Annotated in this window: 25 protein-coding genes, 2 tRNA genes and 2 pseudogenes; 12 read left to right on the forward strand and 17 right to left on the reverse strand. The window is 71.5% G+C overall.

Going from position 1 to position 26554, the window contains the following annotated elements; translation table 11 throughout:
- The 5 genes and pseudogenes from ABT288_RS41340 to ABT288_RS41360 form a co-directional block, all read right to left on the reverse strand.
- A pseudogene (locus ABT288_RS41340) lies at positions 1–278 on the reverse strand (HD-GYP domain-containing protein); the annotation flags it as partial.
- Positions 279–387: 109 nt separating this feature from the next.
- Positions 388–690: a mycothiol system anti-sigma-R factor gene (rsrA, locus tag ABT288_RS41345; protein ID WP_351619584.1), complete on the reverse strand. Its 303-nt coding sequence runs from the start codon at positions 688–690 to the stop codon at positions 388–390.
- A complete protein-coding gene (gene sigR, locus ABT288_RS41350; protein WP_351619587.1) occupies positions 687–1382 on the reverse strand; it encodes an RNA polymerase sigma factor SigR in 696 nt (231 codons plus the stop codon). The genes rsrA and sigR overlap by 4 nt, the downstream gene beginning before the upstream one ends.
- A 256-nt stretch (positions 1383–1638) precedes the next feature.
- The gene (locus ABT288_RS41355; protein WP_351619590.1) at positions 1639–2265 is read right to left on the reverse strand and encodes an alpha/beta hydrolase family protein; all 627 of its coding nucleotides are present in this window, start codon (positions 2263–2265) and stop codon (positions 1639–1641) included.
- A gap of 1 nt (position 2266) precedes the next feature.
- Entirely contained in the window at positions 2267–3082 is an 816-nt protein-coding gene (locus ABT288_RS41360) for an SOS response-associated peptidase (RefSeq protein WP_351619593.1), read from the reverse strand.
- A gap of 105 nt (positions 3083–3187) precedes the next feature.
- On the opposite strand from ABT288_RS41360, the gene ABT288_RS41365 reads away from it, so the two are divergent.
- The 5 genes from ABT288_RS41365 (at position 3188) to ABT288_RS41385 (ending at position 7375) form a co-directional block, all read left to right on the forward strand.
- On the forward strand, positions 3188–3913 hold the full coding sequence (locus ABT288_RS41365) for a M50 family metallopeptidase (RefSeq protein WP_351619596.1): 726 nt from the start codon (positions 3188–3190) through the stop codon (positions 3911–3913).
- 66 nt (positions 3914–3979) lie between these two features.
- A complete protein-coding gene (gene aroA, locus ABT288_RS41370) occupies positions 3980–5320 on the forward strand; it encodes a 3-phosphoshikimate 1-carboxyvinyltransferase (protein WP_351619599.1) in 1341 nt (446 codons plus the stop codon).
- Positions 5321–5331: 11 nt separating this feature from the next.
- Positions 5332–6342: a ribosome small subunit-dependent GTPase A gene (gene rsgA / locus ABT288_RS41375; RefSeq protein WP_351619602.1), complete on the forward strand. Its 1011-nt coding sequence runs from the start codon at positions 5332–5334 to the stop codon at positions 6340–6342.
- Positions 6343–6429: 87 nt separating this feature from the next.
- The gene (locus ABT288_RS41380) at positions 6430–6753 is read left to right on the forward strand and encodes a DMT family transporter (protein ID WP_228623413.1); all 324 of its coding nucleotides are present in this window, start codon (positions 6430–6432) and stop codon (positions 6751–6753) included.
- Positions 6754–6775: 22 nt separating this feature from the next.
- Positions 6776–7375 (forward strand): hypothetical protein, encoded by a 600-nt coding sequence (locus tag ABT288_RS41385; RefSeq protein ID WP_351619604.1) that lies wholly within the window; start codon positions 6776–6778, stop codon positions 7373–7375.
- A gap of 10 nt (positions 7376–7385) precedes the next feature.
- On the opposite strand, the gene ABT288_RS41390 is transcribed toward ABT288_RS41385, so the two are convergent.
- Positions 7386–7994 (reverse strand): TetR/AcrR family transcriptional regulator, encoded by a 609-nt coding sequence (locus tag ABT288_RS41390; RefSeq protein ID WP_351619607.1) that lies wholly within the window; start codon positions 7992–7994, stop codon positions 7386–7388.
- A 210-nt stretch (positions 7995–8204) separates the two neighbouring features.
- Between ABT288_RS41390 and hisN the strand changes: the two genes are divergently transcribed.
- The 3 genes from hisN to ABT288_RS41405 all read left to right on the forward strand — a co-directional run bounded on the left by hisN (position 8205) and on the right by ABT288_RS41405 (position 10227).
- Entirely contained in the window at positions 8205–9005 is an 801-nt protein-coding gene (gene hisN, locus ABT288_RS41395; protein ID WP_351619610.1) for a histidinol-phosphatase, read from the forward strand.
- 165 nt (positions 9006–9170) lie between these two features.
- The gene (locus ABT288_RS41400) at positions 9171–9566 is read left to right on the forward strand and encodes a CBS domain-containing protein (RefSeq protein WP_351619613.1); all 396 of its coding nucleotides are present in this window, start codon (positions 9171–9173) and stop codon (positions 9564–9566) included.
- A 244-nt stretch (positions 9567–9810) separates the two neighbouring features.
- On the forward strand, positions 9811–10227 hold the full coding sequence (locus ABT288_RS41405; RefSeq protein WP_228623407.1) for a Fur family transcriptional regulator: 417 nt from the start codon (positions 9811–9813) through the stop codon (positions 10225–10227).
- A gap of 155 nt (positions 10228–10382) precedes the next feature.
- On the opposite strand, the gene ABT288_RS41410 is transcribed toward ABT288_RS41405, so the two are convergent.
- From ABT288_RS41410 to ABT288_RS41425, 4 genes are all read right to left on the reverse strand, one after another.
- A tRNA-Met gene (locus tag ABT288_RS41410) sits at positions 10383–10456 on the reverse strand.
- A gap of 68 nt (positions 10457–10524) precedes the next feature.
- The gene (locus ABT288_RS41415) at positions 10525–12333 is read right to left on the reverse strand and encodes a tetratricopeptide repeat protein (RefSeq protein ID WP_351619617.1); all 1809 of its coding nucleotides are present in this window, start codon (positions 12331–12333) and stop codon (positions 10525–10527) included.
- A 204-nt stretch (positions 12334–12537) separates the two neighbouring features.
- Positions 12538–12611, reverse strand: a tRNA-Met gene (locus ABT288_RS41420).
- 41 nt (positions 12612–12652) lie between these two features.
- Complete coding sequence (locus tag ABT288_RS41425) at positions 12653–15601, reverse strand: UPF0182 family membrane protein (RefSeq protein ID WP_351619647.1); 2949 nt, start codon at positions 15599–15601, stop codon at positions 12653–12655.
- Between the two features lie 164 nt (positions 15602–15765).
- On the opposite strand from ABT288_RS41425, the gene ABT288_RS41430 reads away from it, so the two are divergent.
- On the forward strand, positions 15766–16308 hold the full coding sequence (locus tag ABT288_RS41430) for a PPA1309 family protein (RefSeq protein ID WP_351619620.1): 543 nt from the start codon (positions 15766–15768) through the stop codon (positions 16306–16308).
- A 137-nt stretch (positions 16309–16445) separates the two neighbouring features.
- Here the strand turns inward: ABT288_RS41430 and ABT288_RS41435 are convergent, their stop codons facing one another.
- The 3 genes from ABT288_RS41435 to ABT288_RS41445 all read right to left on the reverse strand — a co-directional run bounded on the left by ABT288_RS41435 (position 16446) and on the right by ABT288_RS41445 (position 19696).
- Positions 16446–17543 (reverse strand): YlbL family protein, encoded by a 1098-nt coding sequence (locus ABT288_RS41435; protein ID WP_351619623.1) that lies wholly within the window; start codon positions 17541–17543, stop codon positions 16446–16448.
- A gap of 450 nt (positions 17544–17993) precedes the next feature.
- The gene (locus tag ABT288_RS41440; protein WP_351619626.1) at positions 17994–18452 is read right to left on the reverse strand and encodes a molybdenum cofactor biosynthesis protein MoaE; all 459 of its coding nucleotides are present in this window, start codon (positions 18450–18452) and stop codon (positions 17994–17996) included.
- 125 nt (positions 18453–18577) lie between these two features.
- Positions 18578–19696, reverse strand: coding sequence for an SDR family oxidoreductase (locus ABT288_RS41445; protein ID WP_351619629.1), 1119 nt, complete (start codon positions 19694–19696; stop codon positions 18578–18580).
- 192 nt (positions 19697–19888) lie between these two features.
- Between ABT288_RS41445 and ABT288_RS41450 the strand changes: the two genes are divergently transcribed.
- Entirely contained in the window at positions 19889–21346 is a 1458-nt protein-coding gene (locus tag ABT288_RS41450) for a zinc-dependent metalloprotease (RefSeq protein ID WP_351619632.1), read from the forward strand.
- Positions 21343–21864 (forward strand): NUDIX hydrolase, encoded by a 522-nt coding sequence (locus ABT288_RS41455; RefSeq protein ID WP_351619635.1) that lies wholly within the window; start codon positions 21343–21345, stop codon positions 21862–21864. The genes ABT288_RS41450 and ABT288_RS41455 overlap by 4 nt, the downstream gene beginning before the upstream one ends.
- Positions 21865–21910: 46 nt before the next feature.
- Here the strand turns inward: ABT288_RS41455 and ABT288_RS41460 are convergent, their stop codons facing one another.
- From ABT288_RS41460 to ABT288_RS41475, 4 genes are all read right to left on the reverse strand, one after another.
- Positions 21911–22666: an AIM24 family protein gene (locus ABT288_RS41460; protein ID WP_351619637.1), complete on the reverse strand. Its 756-nt coding sequence runs from the start codon at positions 22664–22666 to the stop codon at positions 21911–21913.
- Between the two features lie 17 nt (positions 22667–22683).
- Positions 22684–23364 carry an AIM24 family protein gene (locus ABT288_RS41465; RefSeq protein ID WP_351619640.1) on the reverse strand — a complete coding sequence of 227 codons (681 nt, stop codon included), beginning with the start codon at positions 23362–23364 and terminating at the stop codon, positions 22684–22686.
- Positions 23365–23376: 12 nt separating this feature from the next.
- Positions 23377–25140: a TerD family protein gene (locus ABT288_RS41470; RefSeq protein WP_351619642.1), complete on the reverse strand. Its 1764-nt coding sequence runs from the start codon at positions 25138–25140 to the stop codon at positions 23377–23379.
- Positions 25141–25269: 129 nt separating this feature from the next.
- Positions 25270–25866 carry a M48 metallopeptidase family protein gene (locus tag ABT288_RS41475; RefSeq protein WP_351619645.1) on the reverse strand — a complete coding sequence of 199 codons (597 nt, stop codon included), beginning with the start codon at positions 25864–25866 and terminating at the stop codon, positions 25270–25272.
- A gap of 305 nt (positions 25867–26171) precedes the next feature.
- Here ABT288_RS41475 and ABT288_RS41480 point away from each other — a divergent pair.
- Positions 26172–26554, forward strand: a pseudogene (locus ABT288_RS41480) (ThiF family adenylyltransferase); the annotation flags it as partial.

Raw genomic sequence — 26554 nt, forward strand, 5'->3', positions numbered from 1 at the left:
CGGTGCCCGGCGCGCTCGACCGGCGAGAGCAGGGCCGCGGGCAGCGGGACCAGCGCGGCGGCCGGCGGCGGCAGCAGGAACGCCCCGGCGAGCAGCACGGGGTAGAAGGTGCCGCCGAAGCGCCGGCGTACGACGTGCTCGGAGGCGGCGTAGAGCGCGGCGAGCAGGCCGAGCGCCCACCAGGGGGCGCGTATCGTCGGCAGCGGCAGAAGGCACAGCAGCGCCAGCAGGGCGACGGCGGCCACCCAGCCGCGTGCTCTCGCCGGTACCGCCTCCATCGCTCCCCTCCCCGACCGTGCCCTGTCCGGGCTGGGAGCCTAGGGCGGGGATCGGGGGGTGCGGGGGCTACGACCTGAGGATTAGCACGTTCGGGTGACGACCCGGCGGTCAGCTCTCCTGCGGGGTGGCGGTCACGTCGTGCTCGGGCACGGCCTGGCCGGAGCGGATCAGGTCGATCCGTCCCATGACCTTGGCGCGCAGGTCGGCGGGTACGTCGTCATGTCCGCAGCACCGCTTGACCAGCTTCTTCACGGCCTGCTCCAGGCCGTACTTCTCCAGGCACGGAGAGCATTCCTCGAAGTGGTGCTGGAACTTGTCGCGATCGATTTCCGGCATCTCACTGTCGAGGAACTCGTACAGATGGTCGAGGACCTCACTGCAGTCCGTCTCGTGCGGCTCTCCGCAGCTCATGAGCCCGAGCCTTTCGCTTCGTTCGACTCTCCGGCGCCCGCCGGGACCAGCCCGCGCTCACGGGCGTAGTCCTCCAGCATGCCGCGCAGTTGACGGCGGCCCCGGTGCAGCCGGGACATCACCGTACCGATGGGTGTCCCCATGATGTCCGCGATCTCCTTGTACGCAAAGCCCTCTACGTCCGCGAGGTAGACGGCGATGCGGAACTCCTCGGGGATCGCCTGCAGCGCTTCCTTCACGTCCGAGTCGGGCAGGTGGTCGAGCGCCTGCGACTCGGCGGAGCGCAGACCCGTCGACATGTGCGACTCGGCGCGGGCGAGCTGCCAGTCCTCGATCTCCTCCGCGGCGGAGCGCTGCGGCTCGCGCTGCTTCTTGCGGTAGGAGTTGATGAAGGTGTTGGTGAGGATCCGGTACAGCCACGCCTTGAGGTTGGTGCCCTCCCGGAACTGGTGGAAGGACGCGTACGCCTTGGCGTACGTCTCCTGCACCAGGTCCTCGGCGTCGGCCGGGTTGCGCGTCATGCGCAGCGCCGCCGAGTACATCTGGTCGAGGAACTCGAGCGCGTCCCGCTCGAAGCGCGCGCTGCGCTCGCCGGTGGACTCGGAGATCGCCTCCGCGCTCACGCCCTGGCCCTCGGGCTGCTCCGCCTGGCCGTTGTCGGTCCCTGCGTCGGTACCGGTGACCGGACCCACCTCCTCAAGATCCCGGGCAGGACCGAGACCGGTCCCACTCGTTTCGGAGGATAGAACACGACCCGTGCCTGCCGCCCCTCGAATAGGAGCGGTCTTGGCCGCGTGCAGCACCGTCCAGTCCAGGTCAGTACGGCTGCTGCGGGCCGGGCAAACGGTCGAACCCATGCGGCGGACTTCCTCTCCTACGACGTCGGTGCCGAGGCCTCAGCACTTCTGTCCGCCTCAACAGTGGTCCGGCGCGGGGCATTCCCGGCCGTCACCCGAGTGACCCGAGCCACCCCGCCACACCCTCGGTGATGATCTCCAGGGCCCGCTCCTCGGTGATCTCCGCGCGCCTGGGGATCGCGAACCCGTGATCCCCGTACGGCACCTCGAGCAGCCCGAAGTCGCCCTTCGGGAACTCCTCCGGCTTCCCGAAGGGGTCGTTGCCGCCCTGCACGACGAGCGTCGGCACCCCGGCCCCCAGCAGCTCCTGGGCACGGGACTTCTCGGGCCTGCCCGGCGGGTGCAGCGGGAAGCTGAGCGCGAGCACGGCGTGCGCGCCCAGCTCGGCCGCCGTGCGGCAGGCGACCCGGGCCCCGGCGCTGCGGCCGCCGGAGACCACCGGCAGCTCCATCCCGGACAGCGCGGGCCAGATGCCGCGCCAGCCGGTGTCCAGGGTCTTCGGCGCGGCGGCGACCTTCTTCCCGGCGACGCGCCAGGGCTGCTCCACGAGGGCCACGGTCACGCCGTGCTCCGGGAGCACCCGGGCGAGCGCCTGGAGGTCCCGTGCCTCGATGCCACCGCCCGCGCCGTGGCTCACGGCCAGCACCAGCCGCGCCCGTTTCACCTTGTGCCAGGTGATGCGCGCGGTCCCGGCGTCGGTCTCGACAATCTCGATCACGCTAGAAGAGTGTGCCCTCTTCCGGCGCCTCGAGCTCCTTCAGCAGCTCCGGGCCGTTGTTGCGGACGTTGCTGACGGCCGTGGAGACCGGGTAGGCGCGCATCAGGCCGGGCGGGGGCGGGGCCAACAGGTCGCGCAGGTCGTCGGGGTCGGTGCGGCCCGGGTCGAGCCAGGCCTCCCAGCGGTCCGGGGTGAGCATCAGCGGCATCCGGGGGTGGATGTCGGCCAGGGTGTGAGGGCCGTCGGCGGGGGCCACGGCCAGCGGGGTCCTCTCGGCCTCCGTGGTGATCACCGAGCACGTGACCCACCAGGCCTGGGGGTGGTCGTCGGGCAGGGTCCGGTCGCGCCAGAACTCGTACAGCCCGGCCATCGCGAACACCGAGCCGTCGGCGGGCAGCACGAAGTAGGGCTGCTTGCGCGGCCGCTTCTTCCTGCCCTCGACCTCCAGCTCGCGCTCCTGCTCGCCGGTGACCCACTCGTAGTAGCCGTCGGCGGGGATGATGCAGCGGCGGGCGGCGAAGGCGCGGCGGTAGGCGGGCTTCTCGTGCACGGTCTCGGCGCGGGCGTTGATCATCCGGGCGCCGCCCTCGGGCGTCTTGGCCCAGGACGGCACCAGTCCCCACTTCAGCTTGCGCAGCTGGCGAACCGGACGCGGGGAGTCCGCGTCTTTCAGGGGACGGTCGAGGACGGCGTGGACCTCCTTGGTCGGGGCCACGTTGTAGTCGGGCTCCAGGGTCTCCTCGGGCTCCCACTTCTCGATCTCAAAGATTCCTGCGAGATCCTCGGGCCTACGACTCGATGCATACCGTCCGCACATACGTGCCACACTGCCAGGCCCACCCGTCACCCGGCCACCACCCCTCAACGACGGCGCTCCGCGCCGACCCCCATTGATCTCCAGCACAGGGAGCCACTCGGACACATGGACAGCAGCCTCGCCGCCCTCGCGCTGCCCGACCTCTGGGACCGGCTCACCGGTACCCAGCCCGACCCCGACGTCTGGGTGGTGCTCGCCACCTCCGCGGCCGCGCTCGCCGTCGTCGTCCCGCACACCCTGTGGCGGATATCCCGCAACGCGATCACCATCGCGCACGAGGGCGGCCACGGTCTGATCGCGCTGCTCACCGGGCGGCAGCTGACCGGCATCCGGCTTCACTCCGACACCAGCGGCCTCACGGTCAGCCGGGGCAAGCCGTACGGGCTCGGCATGATCCTGACGGCGGCGGCCGGGTACACCGCCCCCTCGCTGCTGGGGCTGGGCGGCGCCGCCCTGCTGGCGGCCGGCCGGATCACGCTGCTGCTGTGGGTGGCGACGGCGCTGCTCGTGGCGATGCTGGTGATGATCCGCAACGCGTACGGCGTCCTGACCGTGGTGCTGGCGGGGGGCGCCTTCCTGCTGGTGTCGTGGCTGACGGGGCCGCAGGTGCAGGCGGCGTTCGCGTACGCGGTGGTGTGGTTCCTGCTGCTCGGCGGGGTACGGCCGCCGTTCGAACTGCAGCTGAAGCGGTCCCGGGGTGGCGCCGGGGACTCGGACGCGGACCAGCTGTCGCGGCTGACGCACGTACCGGCGGGGCTGTGGCTGTTCCTGTTCCACGCGGTGTCGCTGTCCTCGCTGATCGGCGGGGGGCGCTGGCTGCTTCAGGTGTGACGGCCTGGAAAGCCCCGCCCCCGGCGTGCAGGGGCCCGGCCGTGCCCAGCCACTAAAGTGGGGCGCATGACCGTTGACCCCGCACACACCGCCCTCTGGCCCGCCCCGCACGCGAGCGGAGCCGTCGACGCGACGGTCCACGTGCCCGGGTCCAAGTCGGTCACCAACCGCGCCCTGGTGCTGGCCGCCCTCGCCTCCGAGCCCGGCTGGCTGCGCCGCCCGCTGCGCTCCCGCGACACCCTGCTGATGGCCGGTGCCCTGCGCGCGATGGGCGTGGAGATCGAGGAGACCGTGTCGTCCAGCTCCTCCGTCGCGGGCGGCGCGGACGGCACCGGCGAGGCCTGGCGGGTGCTGCCGACGGGCCTGCGCGGCCCGGCGACGGTCGACGTCGGCAACGCCGGCACGGTGATGCGCTTCCTGCCGCCGGTGGCCGCGCTGGCCGACGGCCCCGTCCGGTTCGACGGCGACCCGCGGTCGTACGAGCGTCCTCTGCACGGGGTGATCGACGCGCTGCGGCAGCTCGGCGCCCGGATCGACGACGACGGCCGGGGCGCGCTGCCGCTGACCGTGCACGGCGGCGGGGCCCTGGACGGCGGCCCGGTGTCGATCGACGCGTCGTCCTCGTCGCAGTTCGTGTCGGCCCTGCTCCTGTCCGGCCCGCGCTTCAACCAGGGCGTCGAGGTCCGCCACACCGGCGCGACCCTGCCGTCCATGCCGCACATCCGGATGACCGTCGACATGCTGCGCGCGGTCGGCGCCCAGGTCGACACCCCGGAGTCGGGCGGCGAGCCGAACGTGTGGCGGGTGACGCCGGGCGCGCTGCTCGGCCGGGACCTGACGATCGAGCCGGACCTGTCCAACGCCCAGCCGTTCCTGGCGGCGGCCCTGGTCACCGGCGGCAAGGTGCTGATCCCGGACTGGCCGGAGCGCACCACCCAGCCGGGTGACCGGCTCCGGGAGATCTTCACCGAGATGGGCGGCTCCTGCGAACTCACCGAGTTCGGGCTGGTGTTCACCGGTTCCGGCGCCGTCCACGGCATCGACGTCGACCTGGGCGACGTCGGCGAGCTGACCCCGGGCATCGCGGCCGTCGCCGCCCTCGCGGACTCCCCCTCGACCCTGCGGGGCGTGTCCCATCTGCGGCTGCACGAGACGGACCGGCTGGCCGCGCTCACCAAGGAGATCAACGAGCTCGGCGGTGACGTCACCGAGACCGCCGACGGCCTGCACATCCGCCCGCGCCCGCTGCACGGCGGCGTCTTCCACACCTACGACGACCACCGTATGGCCACCGCCGGCGCGATCATCGGCCTGGCGGTCGAGGGCGTGCGGATCGAGAACGTGGCGACCACGGCGAAGACCCTGCCGGACTTCCCCGAGCTGTGGACCGGGATGCTCGGGCAGTAGGGACCTACGCCATGCGCCGCTACGGCAAGCACACCGACGAGGACGACATCCGCACCCGCCCCGGCCGCCGGGGCACCCGGCCGCGTACGAACATCCGGCCCAAGCACGAGGACGCCGCCGAGGGCCTGGTCCTCACGGTCGACCGGGGCCGGCTGACCTGCCTGGTCGACGACCGGACCGTGCTCGCGATGAAGGCCCGCGAACTGGGCCGCAAGGCGGCGGTGGTCGGGGACCGGGTGGCCCTGGTCGGCGACCTGTCGGGCAACAAGGACACCCTCGCCCGGATCGTCCGCATCGAGGAGCGCACGTCGGTCCTGCGGCGCACGGCCGACGACGACGACCCCTACGAGCGCGTGGTCGTCGCCAACGCCGACCAGCTGGCGATCGTCACGGCCCTGGCCGACCCGGAACCGCGCCCGCGCCTGATCGACCGCTGCCTGGTCGCGGCCTTCGACGGCGGCCTGGAGCCGCTGCTGGTGATGACCAAGTCCGACCTGGCCCCGCCGGACAAGCTGCTGGAGCTGTACGGCGCCCTCGACATCCCGTACCTCGTCACCAGCCGCGAGGAGCTGGAGAACGGCGACGCGGCGGACCAGGTGCGGGAGCACCTGGACGGCAGGGTCACCGCGTTCGTGGGCCACTCGGGCGTCGGCAAGACGACGCTGGTGAACGCGCTGGTCCCCGAGGAGCGCCGGCGGATGACGGGACGCGTCAACGCGGTGACGGGCCGCGGCCGCCACACCACGACATCGGCCCTGGCGCTCCCCCTGTCCGACACGGACGGCTGGGTCATCGACACCCCCGGGGTCCGCTCCTTCGGCCTCGCGCACGTCGACCCGTCCCGGGTGATCCACGCCTTCCCGGATCTCGAACCCGGCACGGAGGGCTGCCCGCGCGCGTGCAGCCACGACGAGCCGGACTGCGCGCTGGACGCCTGGGTCGCCGAGGGCCACGCGGAACCGGCGCGCCTGTACTCGCTCCGCCGGCTGCTGGCCACACGGGAGCGGAAGGAAGGCGACTGAGCGGTCCTTCGTTGTTTGCCGGGGCCCGGGCCCGGTAAGTGCATAATCGCACCGAGCCGGGGATCCGGATCAACGGGAGGACCGCACATGGCGTGGCTGCTGGTCATCGTGGCCGGGATGCTGGAGACCGGTTTCGCCGTGTGCCTGAAGCTCTCGCACGGGTTCACCCGGCTCTGGCCGACCATCGCCTTCGCCTCGTTCGCCCTCGGCAGCTTCGGCCTGCTGACCCTGTCCCTGAAGAAGCTCGACGTGGGCCCCGCCTACGCGGTGTGGACCGGCATCGGCGCGGCCGGCACCGCGATCTACGGCATGGTCTTCCTCGGCGACCTGGTGTCCACCCTGAAGATCGTCTCGATCAGCCTGGTCATCGTCGGGGTGATCGGGCTGCAGCTCTCGGGGTCGGCACACTGAGGGCATGTCCGAGGAGGTTTTCATGAGCTCCGAACAGAGCACCGGCCCCGTCCGGCATCGCGACCAGGGGGCATGGCTCGCCCGGTTCGCCGACCGCGTTCTGGTGGTCTGCCCCCGCTGCGGCGGCCGGGCGGACGTCACCGAGCGACCCGGTCTTCCGGCTCTCAAGTACTACTCCGAGTTGTTGTTCCGGCCCCGTCGGCTCACGTGTGCGGCGTGTGGCGCGAACGCGGAGTGGGAGGCGGCCGTGCGGGGTGGCGGGCTGGTCGCGGCGCAACTCGGCGGGACCGAGGACCCGTTCTTCCTGCGCCCGCTGTGGCTGCAGACGCGTTGTGCGGGCCGCGTGCTGTGGGCCTACAACGTGGCGCACGTCGACGCGCTGGCCGCCTACGTCCGTGCCACGCTGCGCGAGGGCGGGACGGGGGCCACTCGGGCGATGATCCCGCGACTGCCCCGCTGGATGAAGGAGTCGGGCCATCGCGCCGAGGTGCTGGCCGGCCTGGAGCGGCTGCGCACGCTGTCGGAGCGCTCGGCCCCCGCGCACCGGTCCGACGCCGCCCACGAGCACGGCGACCACGCCCGGCCGTACGGCGCCCAGTACTTCCGGGGTGGCCCGTACTGAGACGTGGGCCTCACACCAACTGGCGTGGGACGACCGCCTGGATCAGCTCCGCCATGCCCCCCTCCCCCGGCGGTGCCGCGACGCAGGACAGGGCGAGGCGTACGGCCAGTTCGCAGGGGCGGGTCAGTTCGGCGGTGTCGCCGGGGCCGGCCGCGGGACCGGTCAGCGCGGTGACCGCACGGTCCCGCACGATCCGTACGAAGTCGCGGGGCGTGGGCAGCGGGCCGTCGGCGCGCCGCTGCGCCGGCACCGAGGAGGAGGACGGTACGGCGCCGAGCGGTGGGGCGGGCAGCCGTTCGCTCCAGCAGCCGGTGAGCATGGCCCGTACCAGCGCGTTGTCCCGCGCGGCGGAGCTCGTCCAGTCGGCGACGGCGGTGAGCCGTTCCCTCGCCTCGCCCGGCCCGGCGAGGGCCCGCTCCACTCCGGCGAGGTAGCCGTCGGCCTCCCGCCGCACCAGCGCGCGGGCCAGCCCGTCCTTGCTGCCGAACTCGTTGTACAGGGTCTGCCGGGACACCCCCGCCGCCGCGGCCACGTCGACCATCCGCACCGCGGACCACGGCCGGCGCGCGAGGGCCGTGTAGGCGGCGTCCAGGAGGGACTCCCGGGCAGCAGGCATCATCGCCTCCCTGGGGGCGGAGCGGCTCTGCGCCCAGATTTGACGCGCTTGTATGCACTGTCAAGGGTTCGCGGGGGTTCGAGGTCCTGTCGCCGGGGCGGCCCACGCACCAGCCCGGCCGCGGCACCGCGCGCACGCCCACCCGTAGCACAGGGCTCCGACACCGCCCGCCGCTGCTAGCCCCCACCGACCCCGGCGGATACGGTTCCTTACATGCCGGACTACCTAGACGACCTGCGCCTCGCCCACGTCCTGGCGGACGCCGCCGACGCCGCCACCATGGACCGCTTCAAGGCCCTCGACCTGAAGGTCGAGACGAAGCCGGACATGACCCCCGTGAGCGAAGCGGACAAGGCGGCGGAAGAACTGATCCGCGGCCAGCTCCAGCGCGCCCGCCCGAGAGACTCGGTCCTCGGCGAGGAGTACGGCGTCGAGGGCTCCGGCCCCCGCCGCTGGGTGATCGACCCCATCGACGGCACCAAGAACTACGTGCGTGGCGTCCCCGTATGGGCGACCCTCATCGCCCTGATGGAAGCGGCAGAGGGCGGCTACCAGCCCGTCGTCGGCCTCGTCTCCGCCCCCGCCATCGGCCGGCGCTGGTGGGCCGCGAAGGGCCACGGCGCCTTCACCGGCCGCAGCCTGACCTCCGCGAGCCGCATCCACGTCTCCGGCGTCGGCAAGCTCGAGGACGCGTCGTTCGCGTACTCCTCCCTCTCCGGCTGGGAGGAGCAGGGCCGCCTCGACGGCTTCCTGGACCTCACCCGCGAGGTGTGGCGCACGCGCGCGTACGGCGACTTCTGGCCGTACATGATGGTCGCCGAGGGATGCGTGGACATCTGCGCGGAGCCGGAGCTGTCGCTCTGGGACATGGCCGCCACCGCGATCGTCGTCACGGAGGCCGGCGGTACGTTCACGGGCCTCGACGGCCACCCGGGCCCGCACAGCGGCAACGCGGCGGCGTCCAACGGCCTGCTGCACGACGAGTTGCTGGGGTATCTCAACCCGCGCCACTGAGCAGGGAGGGCACTCCCGATACGCCCTCAACTGACCTCGCGCGCCCCCTTGTTGACCCGGGCTTTACCTGTCAGTCTGAGGCTACCCCCACTTGTGAACTTGTGAATCCAGGAACTAGCGCACTGGATTCCTAGCGCACTGGATTCCTAGGAGGTGGCCCCACCCATGCTCGTCCGTGACGCCATGAGCACGGTGATCCTCACCGTCGGCCCCGCCCACACCCTCCGCCAGGCAGCCGCCCTGATGTCCGCCCGCCGCGTAGGCGCCGCCGTCGTCCTCGACCCGGACGCCGGCGGCATCGGCATCCTCACCGAACGCGACATCCTCAACTCGATCGGCCTCGGCCAGAACCCCGACACGGAACGCACCAACGCCCACACCACCACCGACGTCGTCTTCGCCGCCCCGACCTGGACCCTGGAGCAGGCCGCACGCGCCATGGCCCACGGCGGCTTCCGGCATCTGGTCGTCCTCGACCGCGGCGAGGTGGCCGGAATCGTCTCGGTCCGCGACATCATCCGCTGCTGGGCCCCGGCCCCGGAGCCCGCACCGGCGTTCTGAACGAGCGGAACGGGCCGGACCCCGAGCACCATGGGGTCCGGCCCGCCCAGCGGCATCATTGTGCCGCCGACTCGACACGGCCGATTCGGTACACGGCCGGCTCAGCCGCGCAGCACGCCCGCCGTCTCGCTGTCCCGCGGCCAAAGCCAGTTCAGATCCTATATTGGATAGATTCTAAATCAAATGACGATCCAAACTCACACCTATTCCCGTCCTGGTCCCCCTTGCTGCTAGGCTGGTGGCCATGAGCGACCTTCTGGAACGGCTGCGGGGACGCGGATGGCGGATGACCGCGCAGCGGCGCGTCGTGGCCGAGGTCCTCGACGGCGAGCACGTCCATCTGACGGCCGACGAGGTCCACGCACGGGCTGTCGCGAAGCTGCCCGAGATCTCCCGGGCGACCGTCTACAACACGCTGGGTGAGCTGGTCTCGCTCGGCGAGGTGCTGGAAGTCGCGACGGACAAACGCGCCAAGCGCTACGACCCGAACGCGCACCGGCCGCATCAGCACCTGGTCTGCGCCCGGTGCGGAGCGATCCGTGACGTCCACCCGACGGGCAACCCGCTCGCCGACCTCCCCGACACCGAGCGCTTCGGCTTCACGGTGTCGGACGTCGAGGTGACGTACCGGGGGCTGTGCCCGGACTGCGCGCGGGCGTAACTCACCGCTTCGTAACTCACGCTTCCTGGAGCCCCGGCGACCGCCGGGGCTCTTTTCGCATCGCACACGCGCGCACAAAACCGAGGACACGAACACCGAGGACACAAACACCGAGGGCCGGAATCCATCTCTGGATTCCGGCCCTCGGCCTTCAGTAGCGGGGACAGGATTTGAACCTGCGACCTCTGGGTTATGAGCCCAGCGAGCTACCGAGCTGCTCCACCCCGCGTCGGTGAACACGACATTACGTGAGGGAGGTCGACGGAAGCAAATCAGTTACCGCAGAGGTGGCCGAGCTCACGCCGAGAGTTCCTCCCGCAGCGCATCCCGCAGCCGTCCCGCCCGCTCCGAAACCTCCGCCGGTCCCAGCTCCACGGCCCGGTCGGCCCACTTCTGCCCCTCCGCCAGCTCACCCCGACGCGCGTAGACCAGGGCCAGCCGCAGCGCCGCCCGGCCGTGCCCGGCGTCGGCCGCCCGCGTCCACCACACGGCGGCCTCCGGCTCGCTCCCCTCCCGCGCCAGCAGCAGCCCGAGGTTGAAGGCGCCGTTGCGCGACCCTGCCTCCGCCGCCGCCCGGTACCACCGCGCCGCCTCGACCACGTCGCCCCGGGCCGCCGCGAGCATCCCGACCCGCACCTGCGCCCGCCGGTGCCCCTGGGTCGCCGCCCGCTCGTACCACTCCTCGCACTCGGTCTTCTCGTGCACGGTCTCGCCCAGCTCGTGCGCCGGCTCCGGCGGCCGCCGCGCGTCGAGGAGCGCCGCCAGCCGGTAGGCCGCCTCCGCGCTGCCGCCGCCCGCCGCGCACCGCAGGTGCCGCTCGGCCTCCTGCTCCTCGCCCTCGCGCAGCCGGGCGATCCCGACCTGGAGCGCGGCCTCGGTGTGCCCCGCGGCGGCCGCCCGCTCGTACCAGCGCAGCGCCATGGTCTCCTCGCCGCGTCCGGCGTAGAGGATGCCGAGGTTGAACGCGGCGTCCACGCTGCCGGCCTCGGCCGCCTTGGAGAACCACGGCTCGGCGCCGGTGGTGTCGCTGCCCCGGAGCAGCAGGATGGCGAGCGCGTTGGCGGCCTCCCGGTGCCCGGCGTAGGCGGCCCGCCGGTACCACTGTTCGGCCTGCGCGGTCCGCCCCTGCTCGGCACACAGCAGCCCGAGGTTGTAGGCGCCGTTGTCGTCGCCGGCGTCCAGCGCCGCCCGGTACCAGCGCTCGGCGGTCTGGGTCTCGCCGCGCTCGGCGTGCAGCGCGCCGAGCGCGTTGGCCGCGTTGCCGTCGCCCTCCTGGGCCGCGCGCAGCCACCACACGGCCGCGCTCTCGGTGTCCCCGGCGTCGCGCAGCAGAAAGCCGAGTGCGCAGGCGGCCCGGGACTCGCCGTCCTTGGCGGAGGTCAGATACCAGCGCCCGGCCTCCTTCAGTTCCCCGCGCTTCTCCAGGATCGCCCCGAGGTGCAGCGCGGCACGCCGGTGGCCGCGCGCGGCGGCCTGCCGGTACCACTGTTCGGCCTCGGCGACAGCGTTGTCGGCCCCGGCCTCCTCCTCGCGCCCGGCGGTGTCGAGGGCGCGGGCCAGCCGGTAGGCGGCCTCCCGGTGCCCGCGCTCGGCCGCGGCCCGCATCCAGTGCTCGGCGCCGACGTCCCCGCGGTGCTCCAGCAGGTCGGCGAGCGCGTAGGCGCCGAGGACATGGCCCTGCTCGGCGGACTGGCGCAGCCAGTACTCGGCCGCCGGCTCGTCACCGCGCTCGCGGTGGTAGCGGCCCAGCGCGTGCGCGGCGGCGGCGGACCCGGCGACGGCGGCGATGCGCCACCAGCCGGCGGCCTCCTCGGGGTAGCCGCGCTGGTGCAGCAGGACGCCCAGGTTGTTGGCGGCGGCCCGGTCGCCGGCCGCGGTGGCGGCCCGCAGATGGGGTTCGGCTCCGTCGAGGTCGCCGCGGCGCAGCAGCAAGGCTCCGAGGACGCTCGCCGCCTCGGCGTCGCCGCTCTGCGCGGCGAGACCGAGGCGTACCTCCTCGGCGGCTTCCCCCATGTCGGTCAGCTCGTCACGGGGCGGTTCCTCATCGGAAGGCTGCACAAATCGCCCTGACTCGAACAGAGTTGCCTTCTCCCCCATAACGTCCATCGTCGCACCACCTGCACCCTGGGTACACCCGGTATACCGCAGCCCGTGAGGTCACTTCAGCGTTTTGTCGACATGCCCACAGGACGACAAGTCAAACACACACCCCTCAACTCCCCACGGCGGCGCGGCCGTCCCTCCCCTCAGCACATGAGTTCGCACACCACGAAGGCCCGGATCCCTTGGGATCCGGGCCTTCGACTGCAGTAGCGGGGACAGGATTTGAACCTGCGACCTCTGGGTTATGAGCCCAGCGAGCTACCGAGCTGCTCCACCCCGCGCCGTTGCACGTCAACCGTACCACGGCACGGAGTGCCCTTGATCAAGTGCCAGTTTTGCCGGTGCTCTTGTCGGCGTTCCTGCCGCCGCCGGACTGGCCGGCCTTGGCCTCCGCCTCCTGCGCCCGCTGCAGCGCGTCCTTCAGGTCCTTCTGGGCCTTGGCGTACGCGGTCCAGTCCGGTCCGTTCGGCCCCTGCAGGGCCTTCTGACCGGCGTCGTACGCCTTCTGGGCGTCGGCCAGGGCCTGTTGGACGGTCGGGTTCGAGGACGTGGGCGGACTGGTGGTGCCCGTGTCCGGCGGGGTGGTCGAACCCTGCACCCCGAACACCTTGTTCAGCGCCTCGTCCAGGGTGTTCTCGAAGGCCGTCCTGCCGTTGTAGGTGACCAGCACCTTGCCGAGCAAGGGGTACTTCAGCTTACCGCCGAGGACGTAGACCGGCTCCGCGTACAACAGTCCGCCGTCGAGCGGCACGGTCAGGAGATTGCCGTACTCGACCTTGGAATGCCCGCGGGTGAGCAGGCTGATCGTCTCCGCGATGTCCGGCCGGGAGTTGAACTGGCTCTGCACCTGTTTGGGACCGTCGGCCGTCGTGCTGGTCGGCAGTTTGAGAATTCTGATCTTGCCGTAGTCACTCGTGCCCGGGTCGGAGTCGACCGCCATGAACGCGCTGAGGTTGTCGCGTCCGTTCGGTGTGAACGTCGTCGTCAGGGAGAACGCCCGACCGCTCTGGTCCGGCATCTTCATGCTCAGGTAGTACGGAGGCACCGCGCTGCCCGAGTCGTTGGTCGGGTCATCGGGGACCTGCCACACCTCGCTGCCGCTGAGGAACGTCTGCGCGTCCGTCACGTGGTACCGCGAGAGCAGCTCGCGCTGCACCTTGAACAGGTCCTGCGGATAGCGCAGATGACCCATCAGGGCCGGGGAGATGGCCTCGCGCGGCTGCACCGTGCCGGGGAAGGCCTTCATCCAGGTCTTCAGCACCGGGTCCTGGGTGTCCCACTGGTAGAGCCTGACCTCGCCGGTGTACGCGTCGACGGTCGCCTTCACCGAGTTGCGGATGTAGTTGACCTGGTTCTGCTGGGCCACCACCGCGCGGTTGTTGTTGGCGGCGGTCAGCGAGTCGGCCGTCGTGTCCCCGAGGGTCGTACGGGAGGAGTACGGATAGCCGTTGGACGTCGTGTACGCGTCGACGATCCACTGGACATGGCCGTCCACGACCGCCGGATAGGTGTCCCCGTCGATGGTCAGCCAGGGCGCGACCGCCTCCACGCGCTCCTTGGGCGTGCGGTTGTACAGGATCCGCGAGCCCTTGCCGATCGCGCCGGAGTAGAGGATCTGCGGCTCGTTGAACGCCACCGCATACGCGGCCCGGTTGATCGGATTGTCGAGGTTGACGCCGCTCCTGCCGGTGTAGCTGGTGGTCTTCTCGTCGCCGTTGTCCGCCGAGTAGTCGACCTCCTTCTGCGGTCCGCCGACGATGGAGTACGTGGTGGTCTTCTCGCCGTAGTAGACGCGCTGCTGGTACGTGCCGAGGTCGCCCTTGGACGGCAGGTTGGACTCGGTGAAGACCGGCTGGCCCTGGTCATCGGACTCGGTGCCCTTGGCGGCGACCACGCCGTAGCCGTGCGTGTAGCGGAAGTGGTCGTTGATCCAGTTGTTCTTCGGGACGCCGTCCAGGTTCAGCTCGCGCAGCCCGATGACCGTGTCCTGCTCCTTGGCGTCCTTGCCGCCCTTGGCGTCCTTGGCGGGGTACCGGTCGACGTCCAGGTTGGTCGGGAAGGCGTAGTAGTTCTTCATCTGCTGCGCCTGCTGGAACGTCGGCGAGACGACGTTCGGGTCCATGATCCGGATGCTCGCCGCGTCGTCCGCGTCGGCTCGCAGCCTGGTCGCGTCCGAGGCCGTGTCCGAGGCCGTGGACTTGCCGGCGTACTCGGTGACCTTGGTGTCGTCGATGCCGTACGCCTCGCGGGTCGCCTTGAGGTTCTTCTGGACGTACGGGGCTTCCTTGGCCTGCTCGTTGGGCTCGACCTGGAACTTCTGCACGATCGCCGGGTACAGGCCGCCGATGAGGACCGCGGAGAGGACCATCAGGCCGAAGCCGATGACGGGCAGCTGCCAGGTGCGCCGCCACAGCGTGGCGAAGAACAGCAGCGCGCAGATGGCGGCGATGCAGAACAGGATCGTCTTCGCCGGCAGATAGGCGTTGGCGTCGACGTAGCGCAGGCCGGTCCAGTCGCCTGTCGCCTTGAAGTCGCTGGACTTGACGGCCAGGCCGTACCGGTCGAGCCAGTAGGCGACCGCCTTCAGGGCGACGAAGACGCCGAGCAGCACCGACAGATGCCCTGTCGCCGCGGCGGTGGCCCGCGCGCCGGGGCTGGTGACGCGCAGCCCGCCGTACAGATAGTGCGTGAGCGCGGCGGCGATCAGGCACAGGATGGCGGTGGCGAAGCCGAAGCCGAGCAGAAAGCGGTACCAGGGCAGGTCGAAGGCGTAGAAGGAGACGTCGAGGTGGAACTGGGGGTCCTTCTGGTGGAAGGGCACGCCGTTGACCCACATCAGCCAGGTCCGCCACTGGCCGGCCGCGGAGGCGCCGGCGATCAGTCCGACGAGCGCGGTGACGGCGAGCAGCAGCCACGTCTTGTACGGCGCGATGCCCATCCGGTAGCGGTCGAGGCTCTGCTGCTCCATGGACATGGCGCTCAGCGGGGGCCGCAGGCGGTGAGCCAGCCAGATGTTGACCCCCACCGCGACCGCCATCAGCAGACCGAAGACGAAGAAGAGGCCGATCTTGGTCCACAGCACGGTCGTGAACACGGACGAGTAGTGCACCGACCGGTACCACAGCCAGTCCGTCCAGAAGCCGGCGAACATGGTGAACGCCATGCCGAGGACGGCCAGCACACCCAGCGTCATCAGCAGGGTCCGGACACCCCGGGACGGTCGTCCCGCTCTGATCCGTGGCCCCGTCGGGCCTCCGCCGCGGTCCGGCATCTGGAAAGCCAAGGTGCGCACCTCGAAGTTCGCTGTCGATCCGTCAGGCCCTCGTGTTCGCGGACCCGCCGTGGCCCCCCGTGATCGCGGACCCACACCTATGCAACTTACTCACGCTTTGGTCGGTTCCCGATTCGGGTGGGGAACGAGGCAGGATTGTGACCATGTCCAACACTCCCATGGCAGCGAGCCCGCTCACCCGGGCCGTACTCGAGATCGACGAGTACGTCTCCGGCCTCGGCTGGGACCAGCCCGCTCGCCTCTTCGCCCTTGTCGACACCGCACGGCTGCGGGCCCAGGAACCCGCGCTCGCGGCCCAGCTGGGCCTTGAGGACGAGTCCGCCTCCGCCGGTCTCACCCCGATCGAGCAGGACGAGATCCCGTCCGGCAAGCCGCTGGACGAGTTCCTCGGCACCATCGCCTGGCCCGACGCGGTGGCCGGCTGCGCGCTCTCGGTGGAGCGCCTGATGCTGCCGCCGTCCGCCGAGGCGCAGGTCCCGGAGAACCTGAGCGAGGCCGGACTGGCCAAGTGGGTGGCCGAGCACCCCGAGCGCCAGGAGGTGCGCATGACGGTGGCGGTGCTGCGCGACGGCGGCCGCGAGTCGGCTCTGCGGCTGCGCGAGAAGGACTCCCCGACGGAGGTCCTGACCGGCCCCGACCTGGTGCCCGGCCTGGCGGCCGCCCTGGCGGCGACGTTCGCGGACTGATCCCGGCCGGTTCGGTACGGCGCTGGGGGCGCCCCTGCTCTGCGGGGCGCCCCCAGCCGTGTCAGGGTCCGGCCGTGTCAGGGTCCAACCGTGTCAGGGTCCAGCCGTGTCAGGAGTCCGGTCGTGTCATGGCCGGCTCAGCCCTTGGTGGTGCACTTGGGCAGCGCGGCGGTGTTCCCGGTGCGGATGTCCTTCAGCGCGTCGAGCGCGTCGCCGATGTTCTTCACCTTGACCAGGGTGAGCCCGCCCGGGGTGTCCTTGGCGGCGGCCGCGCAGTTGTCGGCGGGCGTCAGGAAGTACTGGGCGCCCGCGTCACGTGCGCCGACCGTCTTCATCTCGACGCCGCCGATCGGTCCGACGGTGCCGTTGTCGTCGATGGTTCCCGTGCCGGCGACGAACTTGCCGCCGGTCAGCTTCCCCGGGGTCAGCTTGTCGTAGATGCCGAGGGCGAACATCAGACCGGCGCTGGGGCCGCCGACGTCGGCGAGCTTGATGTCGATGGTGAACGGGAAGGTGTGGTCGATCCCGGCCGAAATCCCGACGATGGCCCGCTTGGCGCCGCTGTCGTCGGACCTGGTCGTGGTGATGGTGACGTCCTGCGTCTTCGTCGCCGTCTTGTGCGCCTTCTCGGCGGCGGCCTGCTCCTTGGCGGGGACGACCGTGAAGACGACGTTCTGCCCGGGCTTGTGCTTGGTGACGAGCTTGGCGACGTCGGAGGGCTGCTTCACGGCCGTGCCGTCGACGGCCTTGATCACGTCACCGGCGTGCAGCCTGCCCTCGGCGGGCGAGTCCTTGACGACGGTGGAGACGATCACCCAGGACTTCACCGGGATGCCCAGCTGCTTGAGTGCGGCGACCTTGGCGCTCTCCTGGGACTGGCTGAACTCCTCGGCGTTCTGCTGCGAGGACTGCTGCTCGGTCGTCCCGTTCGGGTACAGCGTGTCGTGCGGGACGATCTTGGTGTCGGGGTCCAGCCAGCCGTAGACGGCCTGCACCAGGTTCATACGGAAGTCCGCGCTGGTCACCCGGACGGTTGTCATGTTCAGGTTGCCGCCGGTCTGGTACGTGTCGTGCCCGGTGATCTGCAGCACCGGCTCGCCGTCGTGGTTTCCGAGCGTGTTCACGGTCGGGCCGGGAGACATCTCCGAGTACGGCACGGGGATGAGTACTCCCGCGCACAGGAGCGCGATCAGCATCAGGGTGGAGGCGAGCATCGTCGCGGTGCGGCGTGGCATGCCACGACAGTACGGGACGCCTCTGTCGGCGCACCGTCAGGGCACCCCTGTCACGCGCCGCCGGCTCCCGTGTGAGATCTCTCCATGGCCTCGCGGAACCGGGCATAGCCGTCCAGCTCCGGCCCGTCACCGCGCACCTTACGAGTCCGATTGGCCCAACTGCCCCAGAGTCCGCCGCCGACCGCGGCCACAAGCGGAATCAGCAGCCAGACAAGCGCCCCCATGCCGACCTCCCAACGCCATGAGCGTCCGCAACTGACTGATCAGCAGATTAACCATCCGCACTGACAACGCTCACGCGAGGGTGCCGGTTACGCAACACGGAGGGACCTGTGTGCTCCGGGTGACGTACGTCAGCACCCTCCCGTCACCCGGCCACCACCCCTCGATGACGGCGCTACGCGCCGACCCGCCCTCCCGTCACCCGGCCACCACCCCTCGATGACGGCGCTACGCGCCGACCCATTCGTCGGTGCCGTCGGAGAAACTCTGGTGCTTCCAGATGGGCACTTCGTGCTTGAGGTCGTCGATCAGCTTGCGGCAGGCGTCGAAGGCCTCCGCCCGGTGCGGACAGGCGACGCCGACGACCACGGCGAGATCTCCGACCTGCAGGTCTCCCACCCGGTGCACGGCGGCCAGCGCCCGCACGGGATACTCGGCCACCACCTTCTCGGCGATCCGCCGCATCTCGGCCTCGGCACTGGGGTGGCAGGAGTACCCGAGCGCGTCCACGTCCGCACCTCCGTCGTGGTTGCGCACGGTCCCCACGAACAGGGCGATGCCCCCGGCCGCGTCGTCCCCGACGGCCTGGAACACCTCGTCCACGGAGAGCGCGGTCTCCCGGACACCGATCAACTTGATGGGATCCTGCGCCCCCTGCTCACCGGGGTGCTCGTTCGCGTGTGCCATACCCCCATCGTGCCGCACGCCCGTGACACGCGGGAATACGAGATTCACCAGGCACGCGCGCGGGCCGTTTTGGATGCTTGTACGACGCGTCCGCGTGCACGGAGCCCACCCCCGCCCGGTCCGGCTCAGACCCGCCGCCGGGCCTTCCGGGCCCGCCGTACGACAGCCGCCGCGCCGAGCAGGGCCACCGTCGCCCCCGCGGCACCCGCGGCCGTGGCGTCCTTGCGTCCGAGCCGCCGCCCGGCGACCGTGTGCCGCCCGGAGACCTCCTCCAGCAGCTCCGCGAGCACCTCCTCATTGGTCCAGCGCGGCCGCCACCCGGCGTCGTGCAGCCGGCTGCCGCTGACCACCCACGGGTACATCGTGTACGCCAGGTCGCCGGCCGGAGACGGTGTGAGCCCGATCCGGTGCAGCCGGGCCGCCGCGCCGAGCGCCACCGCCGACGGCAGCTCCATCCGCCGGATCCCGCTCAGCTCCTCGACCTCCTCCTGCTCCAGCCACCCGTCGCAGCCGACGGCCAGCTCCCCGTCGACCTTCTCCAGGACGGCGTACTCCAGAGCACTGCACAGGTCCTCGACGTGGCAGAACTGCCACGCGGGCCGCGATCCGGCGACGACGAGCAGCCGCGGCGACTCGAAGTAGCGGGTCAGCGCGGTGTCCGTGCCTCCGACCAGCACCGCGGGCCGTACGACGGTGACGTTCAGCCCCGGATGCGCGCGCGGCGCCCGCCGGGCCAGCCGCTCGATCTCCAGCAGGTCCCCCACGCCGGTGGCCTCGGCGGTCGCGCGCAGCTCGGCGTCCTCCGAAAGGGGCAGCTCGTTGTCCGGCAGCGCGCCGTAGACCATCGCCGAGGTGCACAGCACGACCCGGTGCACGCCCGCCGCCGCTGCGGCGGTCAGGACGGTCTGTGTCCCCCGGACGTTGTAAGCCGTGCGAGCGGCCGGATCGGTCTCCAGGTCCAGGTCGAGCGCGAGGTGGACGACCACGTCGGCGCCGCGCAGCTTGTCCGCGATGGCGGGGTCGCGCACGTCGAGGATGTGCCACTGCGCCTCGGCGCACTCCCCGCGCCGCTCGTCGATCGCGATGACCTGCTTGATCTCCTCGGAGGCGGCGAGCCGCTCGGTCAGCATGGCACCGACCCCGCCGGCGGCGCCGGTGACCGCGACGACGGGTCCGCGCACGGCGGGAGCGGGCGGGGTTGACGGGTTTCGCGCTGCGCGAACCTGCGGATCTGGGGAACTCACCGGGCGTCTCCAGCGGTTGTCTTCAGTACGAGCGCGAGTGACGCGTACGTACCAGGTGCATCCATCCTGCCGCAGGCCTGCCGTGGGCGAAGCACCGAGGCCCGATCGGGTCCGGGTGTCTACGCTGGGTGGTGTTGTCGGGCAGCCGCGCCGCCGGGAGAGAACCGGTGGCCTTACCAGCCGAGGAATCCCGTGAGTGACACCCCATTCGGTTTCGGTCTTCCGCCGGAGGAGCCGGAGGACGGCGACGAGGGCAAGAAGAAGGACCAGCAGAGCGGCGGTGGGCAGGGACCGGCCAACCCGTTCGGCTTCGGCGGCCTGCCCGGAGCCGAAGGTTTTGGCGGCCCCGGCGCCGACAATCCGCTCGCAGCGATGTTCGGGTCGCTGAACCCCACGGATCTGGGCGCCGCGTTCCAGCAGCTGGGCCAGATGCTCTCCTACGAGGGCGGCCCGGTGAACTGGGACATGGCCAAGCAGATCGCCCGCCAGACGGTCGCCCAGGGCACCCCGGACGGCACGAAGGACGCCAGTGTGGGGCCGGCCGAGCGCAGGGCGGTCGAGGAGGCGGTCCGCCTGGCCGACCTGTGGCTGGACGATGCGACGTCCCTGCCGTCGGGCTCGGCCTCGGCGGTGGCCTGGTCCCGCGCGGAGTGGGTCGAGGCGACCCTGCCCGCCTGGCAGGAGCTGGTCGACCCGGTCGCCGAGCGGGTCGGCGCGGCCATGGGTGACGTCCTGCCGGAGGAGATGCAGGCCATGGCGGGCCCGCTGATCGGCATGATGCGCTCGATGGGCGGCGCCATGTTCGGCACGCAGATCGGGCAGGCCGTCGGCGTGCTCGCGGGCGAGGTCGTCGGCTCCACCGACATCGGCCTGCCGCTCGGCCCGGCCGGCAAGGCCGCGCTGCTCCCGGCCAACGTGGAGGCCTTCGGCAAGGACCTCGGCGTGCCGCAGGAGGAGGTGCGGCTGTACCTGGCCCTGCGCGAGGCCGCCCACCAGCGCCTGTTCGCGCACGTGCCGTGGCTGCGCTCGCACCTGTTCGGCGCGGTCGACGGGTACGCGCGCGGGATCAAGGTCGACACCGCCAAGCTGGAGGACGTGGTCGGCCAGTTCGACCCGCAGAACCCCGAGCAGCTGCAGGACGCGCTGCAGCAGGGCATGTTCCAGCCGGAGGACACCCCTGAGCAGAAGGCCGCTCTGGCCCGTCTGGAGACCGCTCTGGCGCTCGTGGAGGGCTGGGTGGACGCGGTGGTCCACGCGGCCGCGAAGCCGCGTCTGGCGTCCGCCGACGCCCTGCGGGAGACCCTGCGCCGCCGCCGCGCCACGGGCGGCCCCGCCGAGCAGACGTTCGCCACGCTGATCGGCCTGGAGCTGCGCCCGCGCCGACTGCGCGACGCCTCCCGTCTGTGGGCCTCGCTCACGGACGCGCGCGGGGTCGACGGCCGGGACGGCCTGTGGGCCCATCCGGACATGCTGCCGACGGCGACCGACCTGGACGACCCGGACGGCTTCGTGCACCGCGAGCAGCTGGACTTCTCCGAGCTGGACAAGATGCTGGGCGAGGCGGCCGGCAGCTCGCAGGGCAAGCCGGACCTGCGCAAGAAGGACGCCGGCACGGAGGACGACGGCACCAAGGGCGACGACGCCGAGTGAGCCTGTACGACGACGCGGTCCTCGTGCTGAAGGGGCACGAGGGCCAGGACGAGTTGCGCCAGGCCTACCTGGACCATCTGGCGGCCCACCCGGACGGCATGTGGAAGGCCTGCCGGGCGGGCCATGTCACGGCGAGCGCTCTGGTGGTCGATCCCGGGCGCGGCCGGGTGCTGCTCACCCTGCACAGGAAGCTGCGGATGTGGCTGCAGATGGGCGGCCACTGCGAGCTGGGCGACCCGTCCCTGGAGGCGGCGGCGCTGCGCGAGGCGGCCGAGGAGTCAGGGGTCGCGGGGCTGACACTGCTGCCCGGCGGCCCGGTGCGCCTGGACCGGCACCCGATCCCGGCGCCCTGCCACTGGCACTACGACGTGCAGTACGCGGTCCTGGCACCGCCCGGCGCCGTGCAGGCGATCAGTGACGAGTCGCTCGACCTGCGCTGGTTCCCGTACGACGAGGTGGCCGACGTGGCCGACGAATCGGTCGTACGCCTGCTGGAGGCGACGCGCGCCAGGCTGTGACGGTGCAAGGGGTGGCCGTTTCTGCGGCCACCCCTCACCTGCCGGCTCAGCTCCAGACGTTCCCCTGATTCTGCCCGCGCGCCCCGTGCTGCCCCATGCCGAACTGGGCGGCGAGACCCTGCCCGATCACCGCGTTCTGCGGCGGCAGCAACTCGCTGGGCTGGACCAGCGCGAACCCGGAGCCCATGAAGCTCAGCTCCCAGCCCTCACCGGTGTTGCCGCGCCGGCGCCACACTCCGGAGGAATGCGTCTGGGCCTGCATCTGCACGCGCAGCCCGGTGGACCAGGCGACGATCGCGTCCGCGTCGCAGTTGACGTACCTGTCCGGAGTGACCTGCATCAGCAGCGGCGCGCCCGAGGTCATCAGGGCGACCTTGCCGCGCCCGGTGATGTTCAGCTGGTACTTCCCGGAGCCGGAGATGCCGTAGAGGCTGTCGACGGCGACGACCTCGCAGTGCAGCGAGGAGTCCATGGCGAGGACATAGGAGCTGTCGACGGTCAGCCCGTCCTGCTCGACGTCCATGATGTGCACGTGCTGGGCCAGGTTGGCGAGATACACCGTGCCCTGTCCGTGACAGCGCATCAGGTCCAGGCCCTCGCCGGTGTACGCACGCGCGCGTGCCTGGTTGTTGTTCTGGTACTCGGCGTCGAACTCCATCAGCCCCTGGTAGGCCACCATGGTGCCCTTGCGGGCGAGGATGTCGTCGTGGCCCTCCAGGGTGACGCGGAGCAGCTGCGCGTTCTGCAGGCTCCAGCGCTCCTGCGTCTGGAGGTCGTTGTGCGCGAAAAGCGGGCTCTGCATGACTTACTGACTCCCCCTCAGCCCCGGATCCGGAGACGGTCGGTGCTGTCCTCGCTGGGCTGGACGACGACGATGCCCTGGCCGGAGAACGCCATCTGGTAGGCCTCACCGCTGCCCCGGCCGATCAGCGACTGCGCCTTGAAGCTGCGCTTGCCCTTCACCTTCAGGTTCGGCGACCAGGCGACGAGCGCGTCCGGGTCGACGTACGTCTCGTCCTCGCCGCCGCCGCAGTCGACGACGATCGGCGTGCCCCGGGAGGTCAGCGCGACCCAGCCCTGCCCGGAGATCTTCGTGTTCCACAGGCCCTGCCCGGCGAACTTCGCGAGCCCCTTGACGCGTTCCACGCCCCAGCTGAGGTGGGCGTCGAAGGCGAGCAGGTTGGTGGCGTTGACGGAGATGCCGTCGCCGTTGAGGTTGATCACGACGACGTTGGCGCCGTAGTCGGCGAGGTAGAGCAGGCCGTCCCCGGTGCACTTCATCAGGGGCGCGCCCTCGCCGGTGATCCAGTCGCGGGCGATCTGGCGGACGGCCGGCGGGTTGGGCTCGTACTGGATGAAGCCTTCGTAGGCGACCATCGAGCCCACGCGCGCGAGGAGGTCGTTCCCGGTCTGCATGGCGACCTTCAGCATGTGGCTGCCGTGGTTCTCCATGCGGGCGGTGACGGGTGCGGGGGTGTAGCCCGCGAGCGGCTGGTTCATGACGGGCTCCCCTTAGACCTCGTACGGCTGGACGACGATGAAGTTGCCGGGCGCGCCCCGGAACTGCAGGTTGATGCTCTCGCCGGTGTCGCCGGGGTAGGCGTTGCGGCGCATGCGGACCTGGCTGGAGACGATCACCTGGGAGGCCGCCGACCAGGCGACGACGGCGTTGCAGTCGGCGAAGGTGGTCGGCGTGACCGGCAGGACCACGGGTGTGCCGTGGGTCTTGACGACGATCGTGCCGGTGCCCTGGAACTGCATGGTGAACAGCGCTCCGCCGGGGATGCCGTGGCCCTCGATGCGGCGGACCTCGTACTGCAGGCTCTCGTCGAAGGCGAGGACGTTCTCGGCGGAGACGCAGATCGCGTCGCCCTGCAGCTCGACGGGGTGCAGATGGGTGGCGTTCTCGGCGAGGAACACCTGGCCGTTGCCGGTGCAGCGCATCAGCTGCATCTCCTGGCCGGTGGCGTTGCCGACGATCCGCCCGGCGAATCCGGCGCCCTTGTAGCTGAAGTCGACCTTGCCCTGGTAGAGCACCATGCTGCCCTGCCGGGCCAGCACGGGCTGCCCGCCGATGCCGAGGTCGACACGGATGAGCTTCTTGTTCTGCTGCGTCCAGCGCTGCCCGGTCGGCGTCTCCTTGAACGCCTGGAGCGCGGCCGTCACACCGGCGCCGCCCTGCGGGGCGCCCTGCGGCACTCCGTAGCCGCCGGGCTGCCCGCCCGGGACCTGCCCGTAGCCCGGGGGCATGGGCGCGGCGGGCCGGCCGCCGTAGGAGGGCGGCTGGCCGTAGCCGGGGGGCATCGGCGCGGCCGGCTGACCGCCGTAGGACGGCTGCTGGGGCGGCCGGCCGTACGGCTGCTGCGGCTGTCCGTACGGCGCGGGAGCCGGGGCCGGCGGCGGGACGGTGCCGCCGGCGGGCGGGGCCAGGGGAGCGATGACCGTCGGCGCGGCGTGCACGTTCGGCGCCGGGGCCGGTGCCGGAGGCGGGGTGTGGCCCATCGGGGTCTGGCCGGGCGGCGTGAAGCCCTGCGGGGGTGTGGCTCCCGGCGGCGGCGCGAAGCCCTGTGCGGGAGTCGCTCCGGGCGGCGGGGCGAAACCCTGCGCGGCGGGCTGCGGCGCGGGGGCAGGCGCAGGGGCCGGGGCGGGCGGGGCGGCGAACGGGGGCGGGGTCGTGGTCTGGGCGGGCGGGGCGAAACCGGGGGCGGCAGCCGGCTGCGGCTGCTGCGGGGCGGCCGGCGCCTCCTCCTCCAGCACCTCGCCGCCGAAGTTCTTCAGCAGCGCTTCCAGTCCACCGTCGAAGCCCTGTCCGACAGCGGCGAACCGCCACACGTCCTTCAGGTAGATGTCGCCGAGCATCACGGCCCGCTCGGTGGAGAACTCCGCACCGCTGAAGGAGTACCGCGCGACCTCCTCACCGCCCGCAACGATGCGCAGGTAGCCCGGGGCGACGTGCGACATCTGCCCGGCGCCGTCGATGGTGGCCGTGAAGGACAGCTTGCGGATGTGCGACGGGATGCGGTCCAGGGTGACCCGGAACGACTCGGTGTCGCCCGCCTGGGCACCCAGCAGCTGGACGGACTCCTCCGGGGACTTCGGCTGGTTGAAGAAGACGAAGTAACGGTCGTCGGAGAGGCGCTCGTCGGCGTCCAGACCGAAGCAGCTGATGTCGAAGGTCAGCCCGGGGGCGGAGATCTGCACGCCTACGTACAGATCGGTGCCCGCCGTGAGGTCACTGATCCTGGCCTTGTGGCCGCGTTGGAATTCCCTGGCCATGCGTAACGACCGTCCCCCATCCCGAATGTGAGTGCGTCGCGCCAGGCTAACGGCAAAGTGCGACAACGCACGCAGCCGGTACAGACCCGGTACACAACCACGCCCGGAGGAGGACGGACGGCGCCCGGCTCACTCCCCCTGCGCCCCCGGCACATACGGCAGCCGTTCCGCGGCGACCACCCCTTCGAGGTAGCCGCGGGCCCGCTCGGTGCGCGGGTACGCCTCCAGCAGCCGCCAGAAGTCCGGACCGTGACCGGGGACCAGCAGATGGGCCAGCTCATGGCAGAGGACGTAGTCGACGACGTAGTCGGGCATCCCCTGCAGCCGGTGCGAGAGCCGGATGCTGCCCTCGGCCGGGGTGCACGAACCCCAGCGCGTGTTCTGGTTGGTGACCCAGCGTACGGAGGCGGGGCGCGCCCGGCCGTCGAAGTACTGGGCCGACAGCCGCTCGGCACGCTCGGCGAGCTCGGCGTCACCGAGCAGCCGCCGGCTCTCCTGGGCGGCGAGTTTGTCGAGCATGACGGTGATCCAGCGCTGTTCCTCCGCCTTCGACATCCGGGCGGGGATCAGTACGACGGTGCGATCGCCCTCGCGGTACGCGGAGACCGTCCGGCGGCGCCGGTTGCTCCTGCGGACCTCGATCGCGCTCGCCCCCGAGCCGCCGGGCGGCTGGCTCGTCGTGCTGCGCTGTGGCTTTCCGGCGCGGTGCAGTGGGTCGGCGGGCACGCCCCGACGTTACCCGCTGGGCGTGGCCGAAGTCCCGGCTCCGGAACGGTTCGATGCCGATCCCCCACCATGCGTTTGATTCCTATGATTCCTACGACTGATCCGTACATCCGGTTTGCGAGGCTCCGTACATCCGTTTTGCCACACCCTGCCCGGCCGTCTTGTATGAAGAACACCCCCAACCTGTGGATAACTCTCAGCGCCGGACCGACAGGCACGGCATGCTGGCAGGCGTCGGAGGAACATGACCGGTTCCACCGGCGACGAGATGTTCGGAACGCTTTCCACGGATACGGGGGCCAGTCATGCATCCGGTGATGAAGCCCGCGCTGCGGCGCGGCTGGCGTGATCGCGAGACCGTGCAGTTCGGGATGACCCCGGCACACGCGCTGACGCTGGGACCCATGGACCCGGCGACGCGCGACTTCCTGGATCTGCTCAACGGCACCCGCGGGCTGCCGCTGCTCCGCGAGGAGGGCCGCCGCATGCGGCTCCCGTCCGGCCATGTCGACACCCTGCTGGAACGGCTGACCCGCGCGGGCCTCGTCGACGACGCGCGCGGCGGCGGACTGGCCGCCGACGCACTGCGCGCGAAGACGGACGTCCTGCGGCGGCTGCGCCCCGACCTCGCCGCGCTGTCCCTGACCACGGCCGAGCCCGGCGGCGCGCTCGCCCGGCTCGCCGCCCG

Source organism: Streptomyces sp. NPDC001093 (genome assembly GCF_040298985.1).
Classification (GTDB): domain Bacteria; phylum Actinomycetota; class Actinomycetes; order Streptomycetales; family Streptomycetaceae; genus Streptomyces.

What these genes read in the sequence shown, in the direction of transcription:
- ABT288_RS41460 (WP_351619637.1), bottom strand. Translation starts at nt 22,666, where the DNA reads ATGCAGAGCCCGCTTTTCGCGCACAACGACCTCCAGACGCAGGAGCGC.
- ABT288_RS41365 (WP_351619596.1), top strand. Translation starts at nt 3,188, where the DNA reads ATGGACAGCAGCCTCGCCGCCCTCGCGCTGCCCGACCTCTGGGACCGG.
- ABT288_RS41425 (WP_351619647.1), bottom strand. Translation starts at nt 15,601, where the DNA reads ATGCCGGACCGCGGCGGAGGCCCGACGGGGCCACGGATCAGAGCGGGA.
- rsgA (WP_351619602.1), top strand. Translation starts at nt 5,332, where the DNA reads ATGCGCCGCTACGGCAAGCACACCGACGAGGACGACATCCGCACCCGC.
- ABT288_RS41415 (WP_351619617.1), bottom strand. Translation starts at nt 12,333, where the DNA reads ATGGACGTTATGGGGGAGAAGGCAACTCTGTTCGAGTCAGGGCGATTT.
- ABT288_RS41380 (WP_228623413.1), top strand. Translation starts at nt 6,430, where the DNA reads ATGGCGTGGCTGCTGGTCATCGTGGCCGGGATGCTGGAGACCGGTTTC.
- ABT288_RS41385 (WP_351619604.1), top strand. Translation starts at nt 6,776, where the DNA reads ATGAGCTCCGAACAGAGCACCGGCCCCGTCCGGCATCGCGACCAGGGG.
- ABT288_RS41360 (WP_351619593.1), bottom strand. Translation starts at nt 3,082, where the DNA reads ATGTGCGGACGGTATGCATCGAGTCGTAGGCCCGAGGATCTCGCAGGA.
- ABT288_RS41435 (WP_351619623.1), bottom strand. Translation starts at nt 17,543, where the DNA reads ATGCCACGCCGCACCGCGACGATGCTCGCCTCCACCCTGATGCTGATC.
- ABT288_RS41440 (WP_351619626.1), bottom strand. Translation starts at nt 18,452, where the DNA reads ATGGCACACGCGAACGAGCACCCCGGTGAGCAGGGGGCGCAGGATCCC.
- ABT288_RS41430 (WP_351619620.1), top strand. Translation starts at nt 15,766, where the DNA reads ATGTCCAACACTCCCATGGCAGCGAGCCCGCTCACCCGGGCCGTACTC.
- rsrA (WP_351619584.1), bottom strand. Translation starts at nt 690, where the DNA reads ATGAGCTGCGGAGAGCCGCACGAGACGGACTGCAGTGAGGTCCTCGAC.
- ABT288_RS41390 (WP_351619607.1), bottom strand. Translation starts at nt 7,994, where the DNA reads ATGATGCCTGCTGCCCGGGAGTCCCTCCTGGACGCCGCCTACACGGCC.
- ABT288_RS41400 (WP_351619613.1), top strand. Translation starts at nt 9,171, where the DNA reads ATGCTCGTCCGTGACGCCATGAGCACGGTGATCCTCACCGTCGGCCCC.
- hisN (WP_351619610.1), top strand. Translation starts at nt 8,205, where the DNA reads ATGCCGGACTACCTAGACGACCTGCGCCTCGCCCACGTCCTGGCGGAC.
- ABT288_RS41465 (WP_351619640.1), bottom strand. Translation starts at nt 23,364, where the DNA reads ATGAACCAGCCGCTCGCGGGCTACACCCCCGCACCCGTCACCGCCCGC.
- ABT288_RS41405 (WP_228623407.1), top strand. Translation starts at nt 9,811, where the DNA reads ATGAGCGACCTTCTGGAACGGCTGCGGGGACGCGGATGGCGGATGACC.
- aroA (WP_351619599.1), top strand. Translation starts at nt 3,980, where the DNA reads ATGACCGTTGACCCCGCACACACCGCCCTCTGGCCCGCCCCGCACGCG.
- ABT288_RS41470 (WP_351619642.1), bottom strand. Translation starts at nt 25,140, where the DNA reads ATGGCCAGGGAATTCCAACGCGGCCACAAGGCCAGGATCAGTGACCTC.